20 protein-coding genes, 1 tRNA gene and 1 pseudogene are annotated in these 21,169 nt (G+C 69.2%); 12 read left to right on the plus strand and 10 right to left on the minus strand.

The genetic code is table 11. From position 1 onward, the window contains the following. Positions 1 to 185: 185 nt before the first annotated feature. Complete coding sequence (locus ACFWVE_RS13850) at positions 186 to 857, minus strand: ScbR family autoregulator-binding transcription factor (protein WP_384012621.1); 672 nt, start codon at positions 855 to 857, stop codon at positions 186 to 188. Between the two features lie 227 nt (positions 858 to 1,084). On the opposite strand from ACFWVE_RS13850, the gene ACFWVE_RS13855 reads away from it, so the two are divergent. Together ACFWVE_RS13855 and ACFWVE_RS13860 are read left to right on the plus strand one after the other, a co-directional pair. Next, the gene (locus ACFWVE_RS13855) at positions 1,085 to 2,134 is read left to right on the plus strand and encodes a ScbA/BarX family gamma-butyrolactone biosynthesis protein (RefSeq protein ID WP_384012624.1); all 1,050 of its coding nucleotides are present in this window, start codon (positions 1,085 to 1,087) and stop codon (positions 2,132 to 2,134) included. After that, positions 2,131 to 3,105 carry an NAD-dependent epimerase/dehydratase family protein gene (locus tag ACFWVE_RS13860; RefSeq protein ID WP_384012627.1) on the plus strand — a complete coding sequence of 325 codons (975 nt, stop codon included), beginning with the start codon at positions 2,131 to 2,133 and terminating at the stop codon, positions 3,103 to 3,105. Before ACFWVE_RS13855 ends, ACFWVE_RS13860 begins: the two co-directional genes overlap by 4 nt. Positions 3,106 to 3,432: 327 nt before the next feature. Here ACFWVE_RS13860 and ACFWVE_RS13865 read toward each other — a convergent pair. Next, positions 3,433 to 3,516 (minus strand) — tRNA-Leu (locus tag ACFWVE_RS13865). A gap of 665 nt (positions 3,517 to 4,181) precedes the next feature. Here ACFWVE_RS13865 and ACFWVE_RS13870 point away from each other — a divergent pair. The 8 genes from ACFWVE_RS13870 to ACFWVE_RS13905 all read left to right on the plus strand — a co-directional run bounded on the left by ACFWVE_RS13870 (position 4,182) and on the right by ACFWVE_RS13905 (position 13,617). After that, positions 4,182 to 5,057 (plus strand): FhaA domain-containing protein, encoded by an 876-nt coding sequence (locus ACFWVE_RS13870; RefSeq protein ID WP_384012630.1) that lies wholly within the window; start codon positions 4,182 to 4,184, stop codon positions 5,055 to 5,057. A 10-nt stretch (positions 5,058 to 5,067) separates the two neighbouring features. Continuing rightward, the gene (locus ACFWVE_RS13875) at positions 5,068 to 5,577 is read left to right on the plus strand and encodes an FHA domain-containing protein (protein WP_384012633.1); all 510 of its coding nucleotides are present in this window, start codon (positions 5,068 to 5,070) and stop codon (positions 5,575 to 5,577) included. Between the two features lie 132 nt (positions 5,578 to 5,709). After that, a complete protein-coding gene (locus ACFWVE_RS13880; RefSeq protein WP_384012677.1) occupies positions 5,710 to 7,254 on the plus strand; it encodes a Stp1/IreP family PP2C-type Ser/Thr phosphatase in 1,545 nt (514 codons plus the stop codon). A gap of 27 nt (positions 7,255 to 7,281) precedes the next feature. After that, positions 7,282 to 8,718: an FtsW/RodA/SpoVE family cell cycle protein gene (locus tag ACFWVE_RS13885; protein ID WP_384012636.1), complete on the plus strand. Its 1,437-nt coding sequence runs from the start codon at positions 7,282 to 7,284 to the stop codon at positions 8,716 to 8,718. Then, positions 8,715 to 10,187, plus strand: a complete 1,473-nt coding sequence (locus ACFWVE_RS13890) for a peptidoglycan D,D-transpeptidase FtsI family protein (protein ID WP_384012639.1) — start codon at positions 8,715 to 8,717, stop codon at positions 10,185 to 10,187. Before ACFWVE_RS13885 ends, ACFWVE_RS13890 begins: the two co-directional genes overlap by 4 nt. A 169-nt stretch (positions 10,188 to 10,356) precedes the next feature. Next, positions 10,357 to 12,372, plus strand: coding sequence for a Stk1 family PASTA domain-containing Ser/Thr kinase (gene pknB, locus ACFWVE_RS13895; protein ID WP_384012643.1), 2,016 nt, complete (start codon positions 10,357 to 10,359; stop codon positions 12,370 to 12,372). A gap of 189 nt (positions 12,373 to 12,561) precedes the next feature. Then, positions 12,562 to 12,777, plus strand: a complete 216-nt coding sequence (locus tag ACFWVE_RS13900; RefSeq protein ID WP_384012646.1) for a hypothetical protein — start codon at positions 12,562 to 12,564, stop codon at positions 12,775 to 12,777. A gap of 150 nt (positions 12,778 to 12,927) precedes the next feature. Next, positions 12,928 to 13,617 (plus strand): restriction endonuclease, encoded by a 690-nt coding sequence (locus ACFWVE_RS13905; RefSeq protein ID WP_384012648.1) that lies wholly within the window; start codon positions 12,928 to 12,930, stop codon positions 13,615 to 13,617. 96 nt (positions 13,618 to 13,713) lie between these two features. On the opposite strand, the gene ACFWVE_RS13910 is transcribed toward ACFWVE_RS13905, so the two are convergent. From ACFWVE_RS13910 to ACFWVE_RS13935, 6 genes and pseudogenes are all read right to left on the minus strand, one after another. Next, entirely contained in the window at positions 13,714 to 14,475 is a 762-nt protein-coding gene (locus ACFWVE_RS13910) for a class E sortase (RefSeq protein WP_384012651.1), read from the minus strand. A gap of 13 nt (positions 14,476 to 14,488) precedes the next feature. Then, a complete protein-coding gene (locus ACFWVE_RS13915; protein ID WP_384012654.1) occupies positions 14,489 to 15,673 on the minus strand; it encodes a class E sortase in 1,185 nt (394 codons plus the stop codon). Continuing rightward, positions 15,670 to 16,308: an aminodeoxychorismate/anthranilate synthase component II gene (locus tag ACFWVE_RS13920; protein WP_384012656.1), complete on the minus strand. Its 639-nt coding sequence runs from the start codon at positions 16,306 to 16,308 to the stop codon at positions 15,670 to 15,672. The genes ACFWVE_RS13915 and ACFWVE_RS13920 overlap by 4 nt, the downstream gene beginning before the upstream one ends. Then, complete coding sequence (locus tag ACFWVE_RS13925) at positions 16,305 to 16,514, minus strand: hypothetical protein (RefSeq protein WP_384012659.1); 210 nt, start codon at positions 16,512 to 16,514, stop codon at positions 16,305 to 16,307. The genes ACFWVE_RS13920 and ACFWVE_RS13925 overlap by 4 nt, the downstream gene beginning before the upstream one ends. 4 nt (positions 16,515 to 16,518) lie before the next feature. After that, a pseudogene (locus tag ACFWVE_RS13930) lies at positions 16,519 to 16,993 on the minus strand (class E sortase); the annotation flags it as partial. Positions 16,994 to 17,008: 15 nt separating this feature from the next. Next, positions 17,009 to 17,788, minus strand: a complete 780-nt coding sequence (locus ACFWVE_RS13935; RefSeq protein WP_384012662.1) for a DUF881 domain-containing protein — start codon at positions 17,786 to 17,788, stop codon at positions 17,009 to 17,011. 140 nt (positions 17,789 to 17,928) lie between these two features. On the opposite strand from ACFWVE_RS13935, the gene crgA reads away from it, so the two are divergent. Further along, entirely contained in the window at positions 17,929 to 18,183 is a 255-nt protein-coding gene (gene crgA, locus ACFWVE_RS13940; protein ID WP_266071743.1) for a cell division protein CrgA, read from the plus strand. A gap of 311 nt (positions 18,184 to 18,494) precedes the next feature. Here the strand turns inward: crgA and ACFWVE_RS13945 are convergent, their stop codons facing one another. Together ACFWVE_RS13945 and ACFWVE_RS13950 are read right to left on the minus strand one after the other, a co-directional pair. Further along, complete coding sequence (locus tag ACFWVE_RS13945; RefSeq protein WP_384012664.1) at positions 18,495 to 19,382, minus strand: rhomboid family intramembrane serine protease; 888 nt, start codon at positions 19,380 to 19,382, stop codon at positions 18,495 to 18,497. 130 nt (positions 19,383 to 19,512) lie between these two features. Then, a complete protein-coding gene (locus ACFWVE_RS13950) occupies positions 19,513 to 20,040 on the minus strand; it encodes a peptidylprolyl isomerase (RefSeq protein ID WP_055594763.1) in 528 nt (175 codons plus the stop codon). 322 nt (positions 20,041 to 20,362) lie between these two features. Between ACFWVE_RS13950 and ACFWVE_RS13955 the strand changes: the two genes are divergently transcribed. Then, positions 20,363 to 21,064, plus strand: a complete 702-nt coding sequence (locus ACFWVE_RS13955; RefSeq protein WP_384012668.1) for a DUF5324 family protein — start codon at positions 20,363 to 20,365, stop codon at positions 21,062 to 21,064. The last annotated feature ends 105 nt before the right edge of the window (positions 21,065 to 21,169 follow it).

A 21,169-nucleotide genomic window follows, 5' to 3' on the forward strand; every position in this document is an offset into this window, starting at 1 on the left:
CGTCGGCCCGCCTCGATGCCGACACGGACAGCGGCGCAGGCCATGACATCAACCGTGCCGACCGTACAACCCGGTGGCCGAAACGCGTCAGGTCCTGTGGACAACTCCGAGGCTGTGGACAACACCGTCACCCACCCGCACCCCTGCCACCACCTGGGACACGGTGCCTGCCCGGGGCCCGCCCGTTATCCCGGTCCCGCCCCGGCCACACTCCCCGTGGCCGGTTCCAGTCGTCCCTCCGCGAGGGCCCGCCGGCCGCGGTCCGCCGAGATGTCCAGCCGGGCCAGCACCGCCGGCACCGCGATGCCCGGCAGCATGTGCTGGAACAGCACCACGACCCGGTGCTCCAGATCCTGCCGCTGACAGCGCAGCTGTGAGAGGAGCTGCACTCCCGAGAAGCTCGCGACCAGCAGTTCCGCCGTCTCCGTCACCTCGACGTGCGGCAGCAGCTCGCCCTTCGCCTTCGCCTCGGCCAGGGTCCGGGTGGTCCGGTCGATCCACATCCGGAACGCCGGGGTCCGGTCCAGTCCCAACGCACCCTGGTCCAGGGCCAGTCCGACACTGGCGCGCACCAGCGGATCCGTACACAGCCGCAGGGCCAGCACCAGACCGGAGTCGACGAGCTCCTGGAGCTTGCTGGACTGGGGCGGCAGGGCGACCGCCAGCTGCTCCTCGAAAACACCGAGCGCCAGCTCCTCCTTGGAGCCGAAGTGGAAGTACAGCGCACCCTTGGTCACCCCGGCCCGGTCCAGGATCTCGCCGATGGTCGCCGAGGTGTAACCGCGTTCGTCGAAGACGGCCGCGGCCGCGTCCAGAATGGTCCGCCGGGTGCGGATCGCGCGCTCCTGTCGCGCCATCGGGTGCCTCCTGATCTCTGTGGATCTCTGTTGATCTCGTGGATCGCCGTGAAGTAGCCAGGCGGGAGCGGTGCGGTCGCCCTACCGCCGTACCGCGATGCGTTCGAACGCGTGGGCGGGCCGCGGGCTCGTCCCCAACGGTGTGGATCACCCTTGAAAAAAACCGGCTCGTCCGTATCTTAGTGCGAAGTCGACCGGAGCCAGGCCTTCTATCCGGAGGGTTCCTCATGCCGCAGCCAGGTGCCACCAGCACGCCCACGGAGGATCAGACCGGACAGCGGAGCGCGCCCGCAACCACCGCTGGACAGAGCGCCGGTGCCAGTGCCGACACCGTCACCCGGGTCACCGCGGAACTCGCTCACCGCACCCGCGCGACGGACGTCTTCCCGACGGAATGGGTCCGCCTGTCCGATCGCGACTTCCGCGTCACCGCGCACTGGCCCGCCGACCACTCCTTCTTCGGCCCCGTGGACGACCTCCACCAGGACCCGATGATCGTCGCCGAGACACTGCGCCAGACGACGATGGCTCTCGCCCACGCCGAATTCGGCGCTCCCCTCGACACCCACTTCGTCATGTGGGACCTGGGCATCTCCACCGCCCCCTCCGAACTGCTGCTCGCAAACGCCGCGGAACCGGTCACCGTCGACGTCGTCTGCTCCGAGGTACGCCGCCGGGGCCGCGGCCTGAGCAGCATGCGGACGGTCATGGAGTTCCACCGGGCGGGGCGGCTCGTCGCCCGGGGCACCGGCAGCATGGGCTGCACCTCGCCGGCCGCGTACCGCCGCCTGCGAGCCGGGCAACCGGCCGGCCTGTACAACGCGATACCTCCCTTACCCCCCGTCCCTCACGAACTGGTCGGCCGCCACCGCGCGGAGGACGTCGTTCTCGCCCGCTCGGACCGTCCCGGCACCTGGCTCCTGCGCGTCGACACCGGTCACCCCGTGCTCTTCGCCCGGCCCAACGACCACGTCCCCGGCATGGTTCTGTTCGAGGCGGCCCGCCAGGCGGCGACAGCGGCAACCGGCGGACGCGTCTTCCTGCCGTCCGACCTGGCCTCCTCCTTCAGCCGCTACACCGAACTGGACAGCCCCTGCCTCCTCGAAACCGAGGTCTACGACAAGGGCAACGGGAACGGGAACGGGAACGACGTGACCGTACGGGTCCGCGGCCTGCAGAACGGCGAACCCGTCTTCACCGTCACCCTCGCCTGCGCACCCCGCCGCCGGAGCCCGGGACCGCCCCCGGGCCCGGCCCCGGTACGGTCGCCGGCGTGACGGTGAACCTCCTGATCACGGGCGGCACCGGCTTCATCGGCAGCCGGATCACCGCCGCAGCGCGCCAACGCGCCGACACCCGCGTCCGGTTGCTTTCCCGCCGCACATCCGCCGGGAACCCGCGGCCGCCCGAGGCTCCGCAGGCGGCGCACACCTCCCCGGGCGCACCACCGCCCGCCGGAACCGTCCCCGGCGACCTCGCCGACCCCGCCTCCCTGCAGGGCAGTTGCGCCGGCGTCGACGTCCTCGTCCACTGCGCCTCGCGCATCACCGGCGACCCGGAATCCGTCGCGGCGGTCAACGACCGGGGCACGAGGGCCCTGGTGGAGGAGGCGGTACGCAGTGGTGTGCGCCGCATCGTGTACGTGAGCACCGCCGCCGTCCACGGCAGGGGCCCCTTCCGGGGCGTACGGCCCGGCGAGGCTCCCGTCGCCCCCGCCTCCGCCACGAGCCGCACGCGTGCCGCGGCCGAGCGGCACGTCCTCGACGCGGGCGGCCTGGTGCTGCGGCCCCACCTGGTGCACGGCACCGGCGACCGCTGGATGGTCCCCGGCCTGGTGGGACTGCTACGGGAGGTGTCGGCCACCGTGGCGGGCTGCGGGGCTCTGCATTCGATGATCGACGTCGACACCCTGGGCCGCGCGGTCGTCGCGGCGGCGCTCTCCCAGGCTCACGGTCCCGGCGTCCACTACGTCAACCACCCGGACCCGGTCTCCACGTCGGAGCTGCTCACAGCCGTCCGCTCGCACGTGGAACAGCCGGCCGGGAAAGCCGCGGTCGACGTCACGACCGCCTACGCACGGGCCGCCGGCTCCCCGCGCGCCCTGCATCACCTCGGCATGCTCACCGTCGACCACTGGTTCAAGGACGACACCTTCTGGGACGCCCTGGACTGCTCCCCGGGCGAGCCCTTCCTCCGCACCTTCCCGCACGCAGCCCCCTGGTACCGGTCGTTCGTCACCACCCCCTGACCGGCCACCGCCACGGCCGCCGTGCCCACCCCACCCCTGAGTCCGCACCCACGAGGCAAAACCGACCCGTCGGTTTGACTCTCGCGACAAACATTCGACATCGCCCCACAGGCCGCGACGTCGCTCAGCCACGCCTTCGAACCCCAGCCGCGCCGTACTCCCCATTCCGACTGCGGAACGTACCGGAACCTGCGCCTCCGGTCACCGCGCGCCCGAAAGGATCATGAGATGTTCCTCACACGGTCCGGGCCCGTTCCCGCCCCGCCGTACCTGGCCCGGACATGCGAACGGGCGGCATCCGAGATGGATGCCGCCCGTTCGACGGTGTGCGCGAGGGGGGAGTTGAACCCCCACGCCCTTTCGGGCACTGGAACCTGAATCCAGCGCGTCTGCCTATTCCGCCACCCGCGCATTGGGTGTGTCATCAGGCCCTTCCCCGCTGGGTTCGGCGCCTTTCGACTCCTGAACATTAGCACGCTGGTCGGGGTGGATTCACATCCCTTTCCCCCGCCCCGGCACTCACCCGCGCTGAGCAGCACCGCTGCCCATGAGCAGCCCATGAGCAGCCCACGAGCAGTCCTCAGGCCGCGCACCGGCCGCCCCCGAAGCACCCCCCGACCGCCCCCGAGCAGTCACGCATGATCAAGGTCGCCGCCACATCGCCCCGTCCCCTGTCGACCCGTATCGCTCCCACCCACCCACGAGAACGATGAGAACCGCTTCACGTATCAACCTCGTACCGGTACCCCCCGTCTCCCCAGGTACCGGGCGGAGTCCCACAGCCAGGTGCGGGACACTGGTCCACGGCCCCCTCTACGATCCATGGCGGGGACCCGCACGAGCACGGCCGAAGGAGTTCGGAGGGGAGCCCCGGAGGAACTCCGCCAGGCGTCGACACCCGTCGGCCGGGCGGGCAGGGGGAACCAGCCGATCGACCAGGGCGTGGATACGATCAGTAAGCAGTACCAGTTGTGCGGTGCACGCGGCAGCGCACCGGGCAGTAGACGCAGTAGCAGCAGAAGCAGCAGTGGAAGACAGGGCAGTACACAGGACGGCAACGCCGGAGGAGGTGCCCCATGGGAGTCCTGAAGAAGTTCGAGCAGCGACTCGAAGGCCTGGTCAACGGCACCTTTGCCAAGGTGTTCAAGTCCGAGGTGCAGCCCGTGGAGATCGCGGGAGCGCTCCAGCGGGAGTGCGACAACAACGCGACCATCTGGAACCGCGACCGCACCGTCGTCCCCAACGACTTCATCGTCGAGCTGAGCACCCCCGACTTCGAGCGGCTCAGCCCGTACTCCGGGCAGCTCGGAGACGAACTCGCCGGCATGGTGCGCGACTACGCCAAGCAGCAGCGCTACACCTTCATGGGCCCCATCAAGGTGCACCTGGAGAAGGCGGACGACCTCGACACCGGTCTGTACCGGGTGCGCAGCCGTACGCTCGCCTCCTCCAGCAGCCAGGCGGGCCCCATGGGCCCCGGCCCCGCCGGACCCGGCACGGGCGGACCCGGCACGGGCGGCCCCGGCGGCTACGGCTACCCGCCCGCCGGTCCCGCGGCCGACGCCCCGCCCATGCCGGCCGCGCCGCCGCCCGGTGGCCGGCCCGGCGGCTACGGCTACCCGCAGCCCGCGGGCGGCCAGCGGCCCCCCGCCGCACCCGCGTCCGCCGGACGCATCCGACACTGGATCGAGATCAACGGCAACCGCCACCAGATCTCCAACGCGACGCTCGTACTGGGCCGCAGCACCGAGGCCGACGTGCGGATCGACGATCCCGGCGTCTCCCGTCGGCACTGCGAGATCCGGACCGGAACGCCCTCGACGATCCAGGATCTCGGATCCACCAACGGCATCGTGGTGGACGGGCAGCACACCACCCGCGCTACGCTCCGCGACGGCTCGCGAATCGTCGTGGGCAGCACCACCATCATTTACCGGCAAGCCGAAGGGTGAAGCGGGGGCAATGTCAGAGCTGACCCTCACGGTCATGCGGCTGGGTTTTCTGGCCGTTCTGTGGCTGTTCGTGATCGTGGCCGTGCAGGTCATCCGTAGTGACCTGTTCGGCACGCGGGTCACCCAGCGTGGAGCACGCCGGGAGGCCGCCCGGCCGCAACAGAGCGCCCGGCAGGCATCGCCGCCGCAGCGCCAGCAGTCCGGGGGCGGCCGCCGCGGCCGCAACGCCCCCACCAAGCTGGTCGTGACCGAGGGCACCCTCACGGGCACCACCGTCGCGCTCCAGGGCCAGACCATCACGCTGGGCCGGGCGCACGACAGCACGATCGTGCTGGACGACGACTACGCCTCCAGCCGCCATGCCCGGATCTACCCGGACCGCGACGGCCAGTGGATCGTCGAGGACCTGGGTTCCACGAACGGCACCTATCTGGACCGGTCCAGGCTGACGACCCCCACACCGATCGGGCCGGGTTCGCCGATCCGCATCGGCAAGACCGTCATCGAGCTGCGGAAGTAGTACGACAATGAGCGAGCGGAGCGAGCACGCAGTGGGGGCCCCCACCCCGGGCCCCGGCGCGCTCCCGACCGGAGGGTGGGCAGTGTGGCTCGACACGACCGGCTGTACCCGGAGCCGACGGGCGAGGTGCGCATGAGTCTGTCCCTGCGCTTCGCCGCCGGATCGCACAAGGGGATGATCCGCGAGGGCAACGAGGACTCCGGTTACGCCGGTCCCCGCCTGCTCGCCATCGCCGACGGCATGGGCGGCGCCGCGGCCGGCGAGGTCGCCTCCTCCGAGGCCATCTCCACCATCGTCTCGCTCGACGACGACGTACCCGGCTCCGACCTGCTCACCTCCCTCGGCTCCGCCGTACAGCGCGCAAACGACCAGCTGCGCATGATGGTCGAGGAGGACCCCCAGCTCGAGGGCATGGGCACCACCCTGACCGCGCTGCTGTGGACCGGCCAGCGCCTCGGCATGGTCCACGTCGGCGACTCCAGGGCCTACCTGCTGCGTGACGGCGTCCTCACCCAGATCACCCAGGACCACACCTGGGTGCAGCGACTGGTGGACGAGGGCCGGATCACCGAGGAAGAGGCGACCACCCACCCGCAGCGCTCCCTGCTCATGCGGGCCCTCGGCAGCGGCGAGCACGTCGAACCCGACCTGTCGATCCGTGAGGTCCGGGCGGGCGACCGGTACCTGATCTGCTCCGACGGCCTGTCCGGCGTGGTCTCCCACCAGACCATGGAGGAGGCCCTCGCCGGCTACCAGGGCCCCGAGGACACCGTCCAGACCCTGATCGAGCTGGCACTGCGCGGCGGCGGCCCGGACAACATCACCGTGATCATCGCCGACGTCCTCGACCTCGACACCGGCGACACCCTGGCCGGGCAGCTGTCCGACACCCCGGTCGTGGTCGGCGCCGTCGCCGAGAACCAGAACCAGTCCAGCGACAACAGCGCCATGCAGACCCCGGCCGGCCGCGCCGCCGGACTCGGCCGCAGGCGCGGCCAGGGCGGCGGGGGCGGCGACGGCGAGTTCGGCCCGCCCGGCAGCGGTGACGTCACCGGCTTCATCCAGACCGACGGCTTCGGCTACGACGAGAACGACTTCGTCAAGCCCCGCAAGAGCCGCCGGTGGCTCAAACGCTCCTTCTTCGGCCTGCTCACCCTCGCCGTCATCGGCGGCGGCGTGTACAGCGGCTGGCGCTGGACGCAGACCCAGTACTACGTCGGCACCAACGGCGAACACATCGCGCTCTACCAGGGCATCAGCCAGGACCTGGCCTGGGTCTCGCTCTCGAAGGTCGAGAAGGACCACCCCGAGATCGAACTCAAGTACCTGCCGCCCTACCAGCGGGAGCTGGTCGAGGCGACCATCGCCGAGGGCGACCTGCACGGCGCCCGGACGAAGATCGACGAACTCGCGGTACAGGCCTCCGCGTGCAGGAAGGAAGCCGAGCGCCGCGCCGCCGACAGCAAGAACAGCGCGAAGACAGGCGAGGGCGAGGCCGGAGGCACCACGGGAACCACACCCGCCTCCTTCACGTCCAAGGCCTCGCCGACGCCGACCCCCTCGGGATCGACCGAGGCACCGCAGAAGTCCACGCCCCCGTCCGCACCTACTCCCAGCCCCGGCCCCAGCCTCTCGGAGGAGGAGCAGAAGGTCGTCTCGCTGTGCGGTAAGCAGTAGGCAAGCCGTGAGAGGCCCTGTCACACGATGAGCAGTACTACCAACCCATCGGCGCAGCACACGTCCACGATCGGTGCGATCGGGGCGCCGAGCCGGCGCAACACCGAGCTCGCGCTGCTCGTCTTCGCCGTCGTCATCCCGGTCTTCGCCTACGCCAACGTCGGGCTGGCCCTCAACGACGAGATCCCGGCCGGCCTGCTGAGCTACGGCCTGGGCCTCGGCCTGATGGCCGGCATCGGCCACCTCGTCGTACGGAAGTTCGCACCGTACGCGGACCCGCTGATGCTGCCGCTGGCCACCCTGCTCAACGGGCTCGGACTCGTCGCCATCTGGCGGCTCGACCAGTCCGAACTGCTGCAGGGAATCAAGCAGGCGGGCGCCGCCGCACCCCGGCAGCTGCTCTACACCGCCATGGGCATCGGCCTGTTCGTCGCCGTGCTGGTCTTCCTCAAGGACCACCGCGTCCTGCAGCGCTACACCTACATCTCGATGCTCGGCGCGCTGGTCCTCCTGCTGCTGCCGCTGGTGCCCGGCCTCGGCCAGAACATCTACGGCGCCAAGATCTGGATCAAGGTCGGCAGCTTCTCCATCCAGCCCGGTGAGTTCGCCAAGATCGTCCTGGCGATCTTCTTCGCCGGCTACCTCATGGTGAAGCGCGACGCACTCGCCCTGGCCAGCCGCCGCTTCATGGGGCTGTACCTGCCGCGCGGACGCGACCTCGGCCCGATCCTCGTCGTCTGGGCGATCTCGATCCTCATCCTCGTCTTCGAAACCGACCTCGGCACCTCGCTGCTGTTCTTCGGCATGTTCGTGATCATGCTGTACGTCGCCACCGAACGCACCAGCTGGATCGTCTTCGGCCTGCTGATGTCCGCCGTCGGCGCCGTCGGCGTCGCCAGCTTCGAACCCCACATCCAGCAGCGCGTCGACGCCTGGCTCGACCCGATGAAGGAGTACACCCTCAGCCGGGAAGGCGTCGTCGGCCACTCCGAACAGGCCATGCAGGCCCTGTGGGCCTTCGGTTCCGGCGGCACCCTCGGCACCGGCTGGGGCCAGGGCCACTCCGACCTCATCCGGTTCGCCGCCAACTCCGACTTCATTCTCGCCACCTTCGGCGAGGAACTCGGCCTGGCCGGCGTCATGGCCCTGCTCCTGCTCTACGCACTGATCGTGGAACGCGGCGTGCGTACCGCCCTCGCCGCCCGCGACCCCTTCGGCAAGCTGCTCGCCATCGGCCTGTCCGGCGCCTTCGCGCTCCAGGTCTTCGTCGTCGCCGGCGGCGTCATGGGCCTGATCCCGCTGACCGGTATGACGATGCCCTTCCTGGCGTACGGCGGTTCCTCCGTCATCGCCAACTGGGCGCTCATCGGCATCCTGCTGAGAATCAGCGACACGGCCAGACGCCCCGCCCCTGCCCCCGCCGCCAACTCCGACGCCGAGATGACCCAGGTGGTCCGCCCGTGAACAAGCCTCTGCGCCGAATCGCGATCTTCTGCGGCCTCCTCATCCTCACGCTCCTCATCCGCGACAACTGGCTCCAGTACGTCCAGGCCGACGAGCTGAGGACCGACGAGCACAACCGCCGGGTCGCCATCGAGCGGTACGCGTCACCGCGCGGCGACATCATCGTCGGCGGTGAACCGATCACCGGACACGCCACCACCAAGGGCGACTTCAAGTACAAGCGCACCTACAAGGACGGCGCCATGTGGGCGCCGGTCACCGGCTTCGTCTCCCAGGCCTTCGGCGCCAACCAGCTGGAGTCCATCGAGGACGGCATCCTCACCGGCAACGACGACCGTCTGTTCTTCCGCAACACGCTCGACATGCTGACGGGCAAGAACAAGGAGGGCGGCAACGTCGTCACCACCCTCAACGCCGACGCGCAGAAGGCCGCCTACGACGGTCTGAAGAAGCAGGGCGGCAAGGGCTCGGTCGTCGCCCTCGAACCCTCCACCGGCAAGGTCCTCGCGCTCGCCTCCTTCCCCTCCTACGACCCGTCCACGATCGCCGGCGACGACGCCGCGGACGCCGAGGCGTGGCAGAAGCTGCAGAAGAAGGACAACGACGACGACCCGATGCTGAACCGGGCCCTGCGCGAGGTCTACCCGCCCGGCTCCACCTTCAAGGTCCTCACCGCGGCCGCCGCCCTGGAGGAGGGCCTGTACGAGAGCGCGGACGAGAAGACCGACACGCCCCTGCCGTGGGTCATGCCGGGCACCACGACCGAACTGCCGAACGACGGCGACCTCCCCTGCAAGGACGCCACCCTGCGCGAAGCACTCCGCGTCTCCTGCAACACCGTCTTCGGCAAGATCGGCTCGGACCTCGGCAACGACACGATGCTCGAGTACGCCAAGAAGTTCGGCTTCACCGAGGAGCAGTTCACCCCGGTCCGCTCCAGCGCCTCGATCTTCTCCGACGACATGAACGAGTCGCAGACCGCGCTCTCCTCCATCGGCCAGTTCAACACCGCCGCCACCCCGCTGCAGATGGCCATGGTCACCGCCGCCATCGCCAACAACGGCACCCTGATGCAGCCGTACATGGTCGACGAACTCCAGGCTCCGAGCCTCGACACCATCGAGAAGACGGATCCGGAGGAACTGAGCAAGCCGATGTCCGCGGAGAACGCCCAGGTCCTCCAGTCGATGATGGAGACCGTCGTCTCCGAGGGCACCGGCTCCAACGCGCAGATCGACGGCGTCGCCGTCGGCGGCAAGACGGGTACCGCCCAGCACGGTGTGGACAACAGCGAGAACCCCTACGCGTGGTTCATCTCCTACGCCAAGGGCGAGGACGGCAGCTCACCGGTGGCCGTCGCCGTGATCATCGAGGACGACAACGCCGTACGTGGCGACATCTCCGGCGGTGGCCTCGCGGCTCCGATCGCGAAGAGCGTGATGGAGGCGGTCCTCAAGGGCAAGCAGTGACCCCGATCACGTCCGCTGCCCATAGGTGCACGTAGCGGTACCGGTCCTGTATCGGCTGCGGTACTTGGCCAGGTCACACAAAGCGAGCCGGGTACGGTAGGCCCGGACGGCAGCCTCCGGCCGCACGAACGTGCCGGCCGGGACCGACGGAGAGGGCTGGTAGGTAGCTATGGAAGAGCCGCGTCGCCTCGGCGGCCGGTACGAACTGGGCCAGGTGCTCGGCCGCGGAGGCATGGCAGAGGTCTACCTCGCCCATGACACCCGTCTCGGCCGCACCGTTGCAGTGAAGACGCTCCGCGCCGACCTCGCGCGCGACCCGTCCTTCCAGGCCCGGTTCCGCCGGGAGGCCCAGTCGGCCGCCTCGCTCAACCATCCCGCGATCGTCGCGGTCTACGACACGGGCGAGGACTACATCGACGGGGTCTCCATCCCGTACATCGTCATGGAGTACGTCGACGGCTCCACGCTCCGTGAACTCCTGCACAGCGGCCGCAAGCTGCTGCCGGAGCGGACACTGGAGATGACCATCGGCATCCTCCAGGCCCTGGAGTACTCGCACCGGGCCGGCATCGTCCACCGCGACATCAAGCCCGCGAACGTCATGCTGACGCGCAACGGCCAGGTCAAGGTCATGGACTTCGGCATCGCCCGCGCCATGGGCGACTCCGGCATGACGATGACACAGACCTCGGCGGTCATCGGCACCGCGCAGTACCTCTCGCCGGAGCAGGCCAAGGGCGAACAGGTCGACGCCCGCTCCGACCTGTACTCCACCGGCTGTCTGCTGTACGAACTCCTGACCGTCCGCCCGCCGTTCGTCGGTGACTCCCCGGTCGCGGTCGCCTACCAGCACGTCCGGGAGGAACCGCAGGCGCCGAGCGTCTTCGACCCCGAGGTCACGCCCGAGATAGACGCGATCACGCTGAAGGCGCTCGTCAAGGACCCCGACTACCGCTACCAGTCGGCCGACGAGATGCGCGCCGACATCGAGGCCTACCTCGACGGCCGGCCCGTCGTCGCCGCCGCCACGATGGGCGCGGCCGGCTACGGCGGCTACCCCGACAACCAGCCGACGACGGCCCTGCGCTCGGACTCCGGCGCCGCGACGTCGATGCTGCCGCCCATGAACCCGGACGACGGCGGCTACGGCTACGACGACCGCCCCGACCGGCGCCGCCAGCAGAAGAAGAACAACACCTCGACGATCCTGCTGGTCGCGGCGGGCGTCCTGGTCCTGATCGGCGCCATCCTCATCGGCCGCTGGGCCTTCTCCGGCAACGGGGGCGTGGGCAACGACAACGTCGCGGTCCCGAACTTCGTCGGCACGACCAAGGCAGCCGCCGAGAAACAGGCCACCAACACCGACCTGGTCCTCGCGTTCACCGAGGAGCCCTGCGAGGACCAGGCCAAGGGCAACATCTGCAGCCAGGATCCCGTGGCGGGCACGGACGTCAAGAAGGAGTCCACCGTCAACCTGGTGGTGTCCACCGGGGCGCCCAAGGTGGCGGTACCGAGCGTCGTCGGCGACAACGTCGACGACGCCACGGCGGAGCTGGAGGGCGACAAGTACGCCTTCGTCGTCGAGACGGAGGAGAAGGAGTCCTCGGAGACAGCGGGCACCGTCCTCGAGCAGGACCCGGGGCTCGGCGAGGAGGTCGAGAAGGGCACCACCGTCACCCTGACCGTCGCCAAGGCGGTGGCCAGGTCGACGGTCCCGGACGTCCTCCAGCAGTCGTGCGACCAGGCCAAGGCGCAGATGACCGCCAACGACCTGGTGGGCACCTGCACCGAGCAGGAGGTCGACGACCCGAACCAGGTCGGCAAGGTCATCTCGACCACGCCGGGCGCCAACCAGCAGGTCGACAAGAACTCCCAGGTACAGATCGTCGTCGGCAAGGCCAAGGCGAACGAGAAGGTCGCTGTCCCGAACATCAACGGCCAGACCCTGAAGGACGCCCAGAAGATGCTCCAGGAGGCCGGACTGGCGGTCGGTGACATCGCCGGCTCGCAGGATCCCAACGCCCGCGTCGTCACCTCCAACCCGCCGCAGGGCACCGAGGTCGACAAGGGAACGGCGGTCAGCCTGGTCGCCGCGGACCAGGGCGGCAACAACGGGGGCAACAACGGCGGCAACAACGGCGGCGGCTTCTTCGGCGGTCTCACCGGCGGCAACGAGGACGACTGACCCCCCTCCGGCACCCCGCGACACGACGGAGCCCCGGCGCCCTCTTCGGAGGAGGCCGGGGCTCCTTCATCGACCCGCTCCGAACACGCGTCCCCGCTTCGCTCGCGCCTTCGCGTGCCACCGCTCGTTGATCGGGTGGGGTGGGGCATCCGAGTTCTGCTCCGGCCACGCCGACACAAGGGGCAGAGGGTGTTCAAGAAATCGGTACCACTGGAATCCAGGACGCCGCGCAGCGGCGTCCTGGAACGCACGGACGTTCTCGACCGGGTCAAGGCCCTGTCATTGCTGCCGGACGGAATGCATGTGACGACGGCGATGGTGGCGGCGTACTTCGAGGTGGCCGGGACAGTCGTCAACAACCTGCTCAGCCGCCACCGCCACGAACTTCAGTCCAACGGGATGTGAGTCCTGCGTGGCTCAGAACTGCGGAATTTCAAGGAACTCAACCTGAGTTCCTATGGCCATGCACAGCCGCGCTCGGCCCTCGCCATCTGGTCCCGCCGCGCCGTCCTCGACGTCGCCAAGCTCCTCCGGGACAGCGAAGTCGCACGTGAGGTGCGTGTGTATCTCCTGGGCATGGAGTACCTGGCCCGCACACAGCCTGTGGACAACCCGGCCCCGACAGAGCCCGTCAGCCTCGAGCACCGCATCGGCCAACGCATCACCCACATCCTCGGCAGGCCGGTCGTGCCGATGTTCAACGCCCTGATCGCCACGTGCGGCGAACACCGCCGCGAGCCCTTCGAACTCCGCGAGGACATCGAGAACGTCGAGAACGTCGAGAACGTCGAACGCAGGCTGTGCCGGCACCACAAACGCCTCGCCACCCTGGAAGGAGCGGCCCCCGCGGAGAACGTCGGGCCGACGCTCAAGACGATGACCTGGCAGGCGTTCGAACAGCATGTCGCCGATCTGCTGCGACGCGACGGCTGCACCGGCGTCGTCGTACGGCAGCCCGCAGCGACCGGGGCATCGACATCACCGGCCGCATCGCGGACGGGCGGACCGTGGCCGTCCAGTGCGAGAGAGAACCGGTCCGGCCGCTGGACGGTGCCCAGTGCCGACCTGCAGAAGTTCGCGGGCGCAGTGCGGGCCATCAACCGTGTGGACCTCGTGCTCTTCGTCGCCACCTGCGACTTCAGCCACACATCGCAGGCGATCGCCGACCTGACCGGAGTCGTCACGGTCAATCGGGAGGAAGTGGAAGCCTGGACCGCCGGAGTGCGTCTCAAGGCGCTGCGGTAACGGCGAATCGCAGAGGCCCGAAGCCGCAAGAGCAAGGTGCGGCTTCGGGCCTCCGCCATGTCAGGGGACCGAGGCCCTCTCGGAACCTCGTCCGTCTCAGCGCAGTTCCTCCGGCGGCGTCCGGTCCTCGTCGACCTTCTCCGTGCGGACCAGTTCGCCCCAGACGACGTAGCGGTACTTACTGGTGTACACCGGCGTGCAGGTCGTCAGGGTGATGTAGTGGCCTGCCTTCTTGCGGCCGGACTCCTCGGGGACCTTGGCAAGGACGTCCACGTTGTACTTCGAGGTCTCGGGAAGGACCGCGTAGGTCTTGTAGACGTACCAGGTGTCCTTCGTCTCGAAGACGATCGGGTCGCCGTCCTTGATCTTGTGGATGTCGTGGAACTTGGCCCCGTGGCCGTCCCGGTGCGCGGCCAGCGAGAAGTTGCCCTTCTTGCCGGACGTCGGCAGGGTCGCCTTCACGGGGTCGGTGTAGTAGCCGGCGACGCCGTCGTTGAGCACCTTCATCGTGGTGCCCTTCTCGATCAAAATGTCGTTGCCCATCGCGGGCACGTGCAGGAAGCCGATGCCGTTCTTGCTGTCGTAGGAGGCGGGACCGTCACCGGTGCCGCTGCCTCCGGGCCCCTGGGCCCAGTTGTCGCGCACCTTGTCCGCCTGTTTGCCCGCCTCCCGGTCGGCGAGCACGTTCGTCCACCACAACGAATAGACGACGAACAGGCCGAGCACCAGACCCGCGGTGATGAGGAGTTCCCCGAGGGCGCCGACCAGCATCGCGCCCGGCCCCATACGGCGGCGGGCCGGAGACGACGACGCGGGCATGGCGGTGTGCTCTTCGGTGTCGTCGGCGGTCACTGCCACGTTTCCTCTGCCCTTAACTGACGAGCGCATCCGGCTTGCCCTTGCTGCGCGGCCGTTCCTCGTCCATCTTGCCCCACACGATCATGCGGTACTTGCTGGTGAACTCCGGCGTGCAGGTGGTCAGCGTGATGTAGCGGCCCGGCCCGGTGAAGCCCGACTCCTTCGGAACCGGTTCGAGGACGCTCACGTTGCTCGGCGGTGTCACCGGCAGGATCGACGCCATCTTGTAGACGAAGTACGTGTCCTGCGTCTCCACGACGATCGGGTCGCCCGGCTCCAGCCGGTTGATGTACCGGAACGGCTCCCCGTGCGTGTTGCGGTGCCCCGCGACCCCGAAGTTGCCCTCCTTGTCGTCCGGCATCGCCGTCTTCAGGGCACCCTCCGCGTAGTGACCCACCATGCCCCGGTCGAGCACCTTCTTGCTGTCGATGCCCTCGGCGATCGGCACCACCACGTCCAGCCGCGGGATGTGCAGCAGCGCGAAACCCTGCCCCGGCTCGAACGCTCCCGGCTTGCGCTCGCCGTTGGCCCAGTCGCTCTGGAGGTCACTGGCCTCCCGGCCGGCCTGCGCCTGCGCGCGCACGTTCGTCCACCACAACTGGTAGGTGACGAACAGCAGCATCAGCACACCGCAGGTGATGAACACCTCGCCGATCCCCCGGCTCGCGACGACGGCGGGACTGGCCTTGCGCTCCCGGGCCCGCCGCCGCGCCTCCACGCGCGAGAGCGGCGCCTGGGGCCCGCTGCGGCCCGGCGGGGCATCACGGACCTCGGAGGGGCTGTTCGCCCCACCACGGCGCCCTTGACGCCTCTTGGCGGCCTTCCTGCGATCCGCCCGGCCCCCGGCAGCCGCCGGGGACTCCCTGCGCTGCGGCTGCGGATCAGGGATCCGCAGCGCCATCGTCTCCTCATCGACGGGCGGCAGGTACGCGTCCTCGTCGACGGGCGGCAGGTACGCGGTGCTGTCCCCGGCCCCGGCCGCGCCGCTGCCGGCCGAACCCGGGCCGCCGTAGGGGTAGGCGCCCTGCCGTGTGGTGTCGTACCAGTCGCCGCCCCCGAGTGTGCCGGGTGCCCCGTACGGCGGCAGCTGCTGCCCGTACGAGGTCCCCTGCTCGCCGCCGGTGCCGTACGAGGAGCCGCCCGTGAAGGACTCCCCGCGCCCGGCACCGGACTCGCGCTCGGGGCGCAGCGCGGTCACGCCGGCGACCTGCCCACCACCGGGGCGAGCCCCGCCGATCTCGCCACCGCTCCCGTGTCCCCGCACTCCACCAGCCAGTTGGCCAGCATCCGGTGGCCGTGCTCGGTGAGCACCGACTCGGGGTGGAACTGCACACCCTCGACAGGCAGTTCACGGTGGCGCAGACCCATCACGATGCCGTCCGGCGTCCGGGCCGTCACGTCCAGCTCCTTCGGCACGGTGGCCGGCTCGGCGGCCAGCGAGTGGTAGCGCGTCGCCGTGAACGGCGACGGCAGACCCGCGAACACACCCTTGCCCTCGTGCTCGACCGGCGAGGTTTTCCCGTGCAGCAACTCGGGGGCACGGTCCACGACACCGCCGTAGGCCACCTGCATGGACTGCATGCCGAGGCAGACACCGAAAACGGGCACCCCGGTCGACGCGCAGTGCCGCACCATGTCCACGCAGACCCCGGCCTGTTCGGGAGTGCCGGGTCCCGGGGACAGCAGAACGCCGTCGAAACCGTCCTGCGCGTGCGCCGTCGACACCTCGTCGTTGCGCAGGACCTCGCACTCGGCGCCCAGTTGGTACAGGTACTGGACCAGGTTGAAGACGAAGCTGTCGTAGTTGTCGACCACGAGAATGCGCGTGCTCACTGGTTGTCCACCGTCACATCGTTGAAGGGCAGCAGCGGCTCGGCCCAGGGGAAGACATACTGGAAGAGGCCATAGACCACAGCGATGATCAGCACGAGCGAGATGAGTGCCCGCACCCATCCGTTCCCCGGCAGATGCCGCCAGATCCAGCTGTACATGCCGTCCCTTCCGTCGCACCACGGCACCAGACCCACGCCGTACGTCACCAGACTAACGGCGCGACGCCTCCGGTTTCCCGGCCTCCACAGGCTGTGTGGAGGCGGATGCGCCCGGACGATCAGCCGGTGACTGTGCCCCCATTCCGGTTCGCACGCCGTCGGCGTCAGACAGCGGCCCGGACGCGTGTACCCGGAAGTACGTGGCACAGGGCCGATCACCTCGATGTCCGTCGGCACCGTTTCCTCGGAGTGCCGGTCTCCGCGCCCTCGAGCACGGGCTTGTTCCACGTGAAACCAAGACGTGGGATGTGCGTGATCGCGAAGAGCTTCCCCGCGCCATACGGCTTCGGTTTCTTCGGGAGGTCGGCAGGGGCGGCGCCGGCACCGGAACCCGCGGTGGGCGCGGACGAGCACGTGGCGGTCGGCGTGGGAGTGGCGGTCGGCAGAGCGCTCCCACCCGTCCGCCGGGCCTCGAGGAGGGCGATCCGGCCGTCCATGACCTGGTCGGCCCTGACCCCGGTCCGGAACCCGCCCCGTGGGCTCTACTCCACGGGCTTCGCGTACTGCAGGTCCACCGTGCCCGAGTAGCCGGGCAGAGTCACCGGGCCGTCGTCCTCGACCTTCCAGCCGAGCCCGTAGACGTTGACGTACACCATGTAGTTCTGGATCGAGGGGGAGGCCGCGAGCGCGTTCTTCAGCTTCTCCGGATCACCGACCGCCGTGATCTTGTACGGCGGCGAGTAGACGCGGCCCTGGAGGATCAGGGTGTTGCCCACGCAGCGCACCGCGCTGGTGGAGATCAGCCGCTGGTCCATGACCTTGATGCCCTCGGCACCGCCCTGCCACATCGCGTTCACCACGGCCTGGAGGTCCTGCTGGTGGATGACCAGGTAGTCGGGCTCCGGCTCGGGATATCCGGGAAGCTTGGCGGTGGCGTCCGGCGGAGCGTCGTCGAGCGTGACCGTGACGGCCTCACCCTCGAGCTCCTGCGTGCCCGCCCGGCGCTCCAGGCCGGCGAGCTCGTCGTCCTCCGCCGCACTCCTGCCGGCGTCGCGCTCGGCGAGGGACTCGACGTCCCCGCGCAGGGCCCCGTTGGACTCCTCCAGCTCACCGTTCCTGTGGCTGCGCTCATGAATGAGGTCGGACAGCTTCAGCAGGGAATCGTCCGTGCGGATGTTGGTCCCCTTCGCCGTGTTGAAGCTGGTGAAGAAGAGCAGACCCGCGAGAGCGAAGACACCCGCGGTGAGGATCCGGACGGGCCGGAAACGCCGTCGGCGGGCAGGGCTGGATTCCCTCCCGGGGGAGTCGGCAGAATTGCTCAACGTACCCTTATCTCCTTCGGCGCCACGGAAGGACTACGCTAACGGACGCCCGGGGGAGCGCTCGGAGTCCCCTTCCAACCGCCCCGAGCCCGACCAAGTTCCCTGCGCGGCCACGCAGCGCATCGACAGGAGAGACCCTCGTGCCGAAGTCACGTATCCGCAAGAAGGCCGACTACACGCCGCCGACGGCGAAGCAGACGACCGCCCTCAAGCTGACCAGCCGTGCCTGGGTCGCGCCGGTGATGCTGACCCTGTTCCTGATCGGCCTGGCCTGGATCGTCGTGTTCTACGTCACCGACGGCAAGCTGCCCATCGATGCCCTGGGCAACTGGAACATCGTGGTGGGCTTCGGCTTCATCGCCGCCGGATTCGGCGTCTCCACGCAGTGGAAGTAGCGCGCGGCAGCGCTCACTGCCGGCTGGACCAGGCCCTGCCCGGAGCTGCCCGACAGCTCCGGGCAGGGCTGTCGCCAGCTCTGGGCAGGACTATCCACCGAGTTATCCACAGGCGTTTCCACAGCGTGGGGAAAAGAAACCACGATCTGTGGATAACCCCTCGAACGTTGACGCCGGTACGACAGAAGCACCGGTAACCGAATACCCGTTCGCGCGCCTCTGGCCTGGGCAAACAGCGGTCAGTGACATCGGGCACAGATGTTCCCGCACTGTGTGCACAAGATCCGCCACATGCTGTGGACAACCCGCACTCAGACGAGCTGGACCGTCCTCACCAGGGTCACCAGCACGACCGCGGCGAGAACCAGTGCACAGGTCCCGTACTGGATCAGCGACCGCCGCTCACGCGGGGCATGGACCATGGCGTACCCGATCACGACACCGGCGACGAGTCCTCCGATATGAGCCTGCCAGGCGATGTTGCTCCAGCCGAAGGTGAAGATCAAGTTGATCACCAGCAGTGCGATGATCGGCCGCATGTCGTAGTTGAGCCGGCGTACCAGGACCGCGGTCGCGCCGAACAGCCCGAAGATGGCGCCGGAGGCGCCGAGCGAGGCCGTGGACCCCGAGGCCAGCAGATAGGTCAGCGCGCTGCCCGCCAGACCCGAGATCAGGTAGAGCGCGAGATAGCGGACCCGGCCGAGGGCCTGCTCGAGCGGGCCGCCGAGCCACCACAGACTGAGCATGTTGAAGGCGATGTGCCAGATCGCCTCGTGGGTGAACATCGAGGTGACCAGGCGGTACCACTCGCCCTCGGCGACACCCTCGGTGGGATTGAAGGGCACCGGGGGCCAGACCCCGATCAGCACGAGATGGTCCAGCAGCGACGACCAGACGTGCACCGCGACGAACACCGCGACATTGATCCCGAGAAGGATCTTGGTGACCAGCCGGGGATCCGCGGCGATGGTGCCGCCCGCGATCGTGCGGGGCATGGAGGCCGTGGGCGCGTGGCCGATTCCCGAGCTGCCGCGGACACATTCGGGGCACTGGAACCCGACCGAGGCGCTGATCATGCACTCGGGGCAGATCGGGCGCTCGCAGCGGGCGCAGCGGATGCCGGTCTCACGGTCCGGGTGGCGGTAGCAGAGGAGGACGCCGTGGGCGTCCTGCGGGCTGCCGGCAGCCTGGTCGTCCATGGGGTCCCCTAGGTCGTGTGGAAAAAGCCCCGCCCCGCCCATCCTTACGGATGAGCGGGGCGTTTGGTTCCCTCTGGAGGGCTTGCGCATTCCTCGGGGACAGGGCCGTCCTCAGCCCTCGGGACCGTCCTCAGCCCTCGCGGATCTCGACCGACTCGATGACGACGTCATTGAGCGGACGGTCGGTGCGCGGGTTGGTCTGCGCGGCCGCGATGGTGTCGATCACCTTCTGGCTCGCGGCGTCGGTGACCTCGCCGAAGATGGTGTGCTTGCGGTTCAGCCACGCCGTCGGAGAGACGGTGATGAAGAACTGCGAGCCGTTGGTGCCCGGACCGGCGTTGGCCATCGCCAGCAGGTAGGGCTTGTCGAAGCGCAGGTCCGGGTGGAACTCGTCCTCGAACTGGTAGCCGGGACCGCCGGTGCCGTTGCCCAGCGGGTCCCCGCCCTGAATCATGAAGCCACTGATCACCCGGTGGAAGACCGTGCCGTCGTAGAGCTTGGCCGTGGACTTCGCCCCGGTCTCCGGGTGCGTCCACTCCCGCTCGCCCTTGGCGAGCTCGACGAAGTTCTTGACGGTGATCGGCGCCTGGTTCGCGAAGAGCCGGACCTCGATGTCGCCGTTGTTGGTCTTCAGGGTGGCGTAGAGCTGGTCAGCCACGGTGTGCCTTCCGTTGTCTTTCCGTAACGCCCTGATCCTCGCACGGACGGAGCGCACAGTCGCCCGACGCCCGTTCACAGGGGGCAACAGAGCCGAACAGCTTGCGGAAACCGGGTGAGTGCCGCCTCGACGGGGGCACTCGGCAACGATCCGTGGCATTGTCGACGACTAGCCGGCGTTCCCCGTATTCATTCGCTCTTGCGCTCGGTCAACGCCATCGGTACCCGTATGCCCGCCCGCACATGCCCAGCGGTGAAGCGGGAGGCATGATCCGTAAAAGGGTGGACAGTCGAAAAACGTACGCCACCGAGGAGGAGGAACCGTGACCCGCATCGAAAGCGTGCGCACTGCGACTGATTCGGCGAAGGACAGCGTGCTGCACGCCGCGGAAGTGGTGGCGCCCTACGCCGGCACGGCCAAGGTGAAGGCCGCGCAGTACGCGCAGGAGGCGCGCGTCCTGCTGGCTCCCAAGGTGTCGCAGGCCGCAGGGCATGCCCTCGTCCAGTACGGCGCCCATGTCCAGCCGTACGTGGAGCAGGCCCGCGCCCACGTGCCGCCGAAGGTCGACCTGGCCGCTCATGAGGCCGCCGCCCGGACCCGCAAGGCCGCCCAGCAGGCGGCGGACTACTCCCGGCCGAGGATCGAGCAGGCCAGGGCCGCCGCCGGCCCGGCGAAGGACGAGGCGGCGGCGCGCAGTGCGGCGGTGCTGGCTGCCCTGCGCGGTCAGGTCTCGGCCCAGCAGATCCAGAAGCTGGTCCGCAAGCAGCGGCGGCGTGCGAAGGCCGGCCGTGCCGCGAAGGTGGTCTTCGTCCTGGGTGCCGTCGCCGGCGGTGCCTTCGCCGCCTGGAAGTGGTGGGACAAGCAGGCCAACCCGGACTGGCTGGTGGAGCCGCCGCCCGCGACCGATGTCCGGGAGTCCGGCACGCTGACGTCGGTGGACGGCAGCCGCGGGTCCACGCTCGACCCCGAGGTCCGGGCGAAGGAGGCCGAGGAAGAGTCCGCCAAGCGCGACGAGCAGCCCTAGGTCTGTCCGCGTGGCGGCATCAACAACTTGCGGCGTCAACAGCCCGGTGGGGCAGGAAACTTCAACGTCTCCTGCCCCACCGGGCTGTTTCACGTGAAACAGGTC

Source organism: Streptomyces sp. NPDC058632 (assembly GCF_042717095.1).
Taxonomy (GTDB): domain Bacteria; phylum Actinomycetota; class Actinomycetes; order Streptomycetales; family Streptomycetaceae; genus Streptomyces.

What these genes read in the sequence shown, in the direction of transcription:
- ACFWVE_RS13850 (WP_384012621.1), bottom strand. Translation starts at nt 857, where the DNA reads ATGGCGCGACAGGAGCGCGCGATCCGCACCCGGCGGACCATTCTGGAC.
- ACFWVE_RS13855 (WP_384012624.1), top strand. Translation starts at nt 1,085, where the DNA reads ATGCCGCAGCCAGGTGCCACCAGCACGCCCACGGAGGATCAGACCGGA.
- ACFWVE_RS13870 (WP_384012630.1), top strand. Translation starts at nt 4,182, where the DNA reads ATGGGAGTCCTGAAGAAGTTCGAGCAGCGACTCGAAGGCCTGGTCAAC.
- ACFWVE_RS13875 (WP_384012633.1), top strand. Translation starts at nt 5,068, where the DNA reads ATGTCAGAGCTGACCCTCACGGTCATGCGGCTGGGTTTTCTGGCCGTT.
- ACFWVE_RS13880 (WP_384012677.1), top strand. Translation starts at nt 5,710, where the DNA reads ATGAGTCTGTCCCTGCGCTTCGCCGCCGGATCGCACAAGGGGATGATC.
- ACFWVE_RS13885 (WP_384012636.1), top strand. Translation starts at nt 7,282, where the DNA reads ATGAGCAGTACTACCAACCCATCGGCGCAGCACACGTCCACGATCGGT.
- pknB (WP_384012643.1), top strand. Translation starts at nt 10,357, where the DNA reads ATGGAAGAGCCGCGTCGCCTCGGCGGCCGGTACGAACTGGGCCAGGTG.
- ACFWVE_RS13945 (WP_384012664.1), bottom strand. Translation starts at nt 19,382, where the DNA reads ATGGACGACCAGGCTGCCGGCAGCCCGCAGGACGCCCACGGCGTCCTC.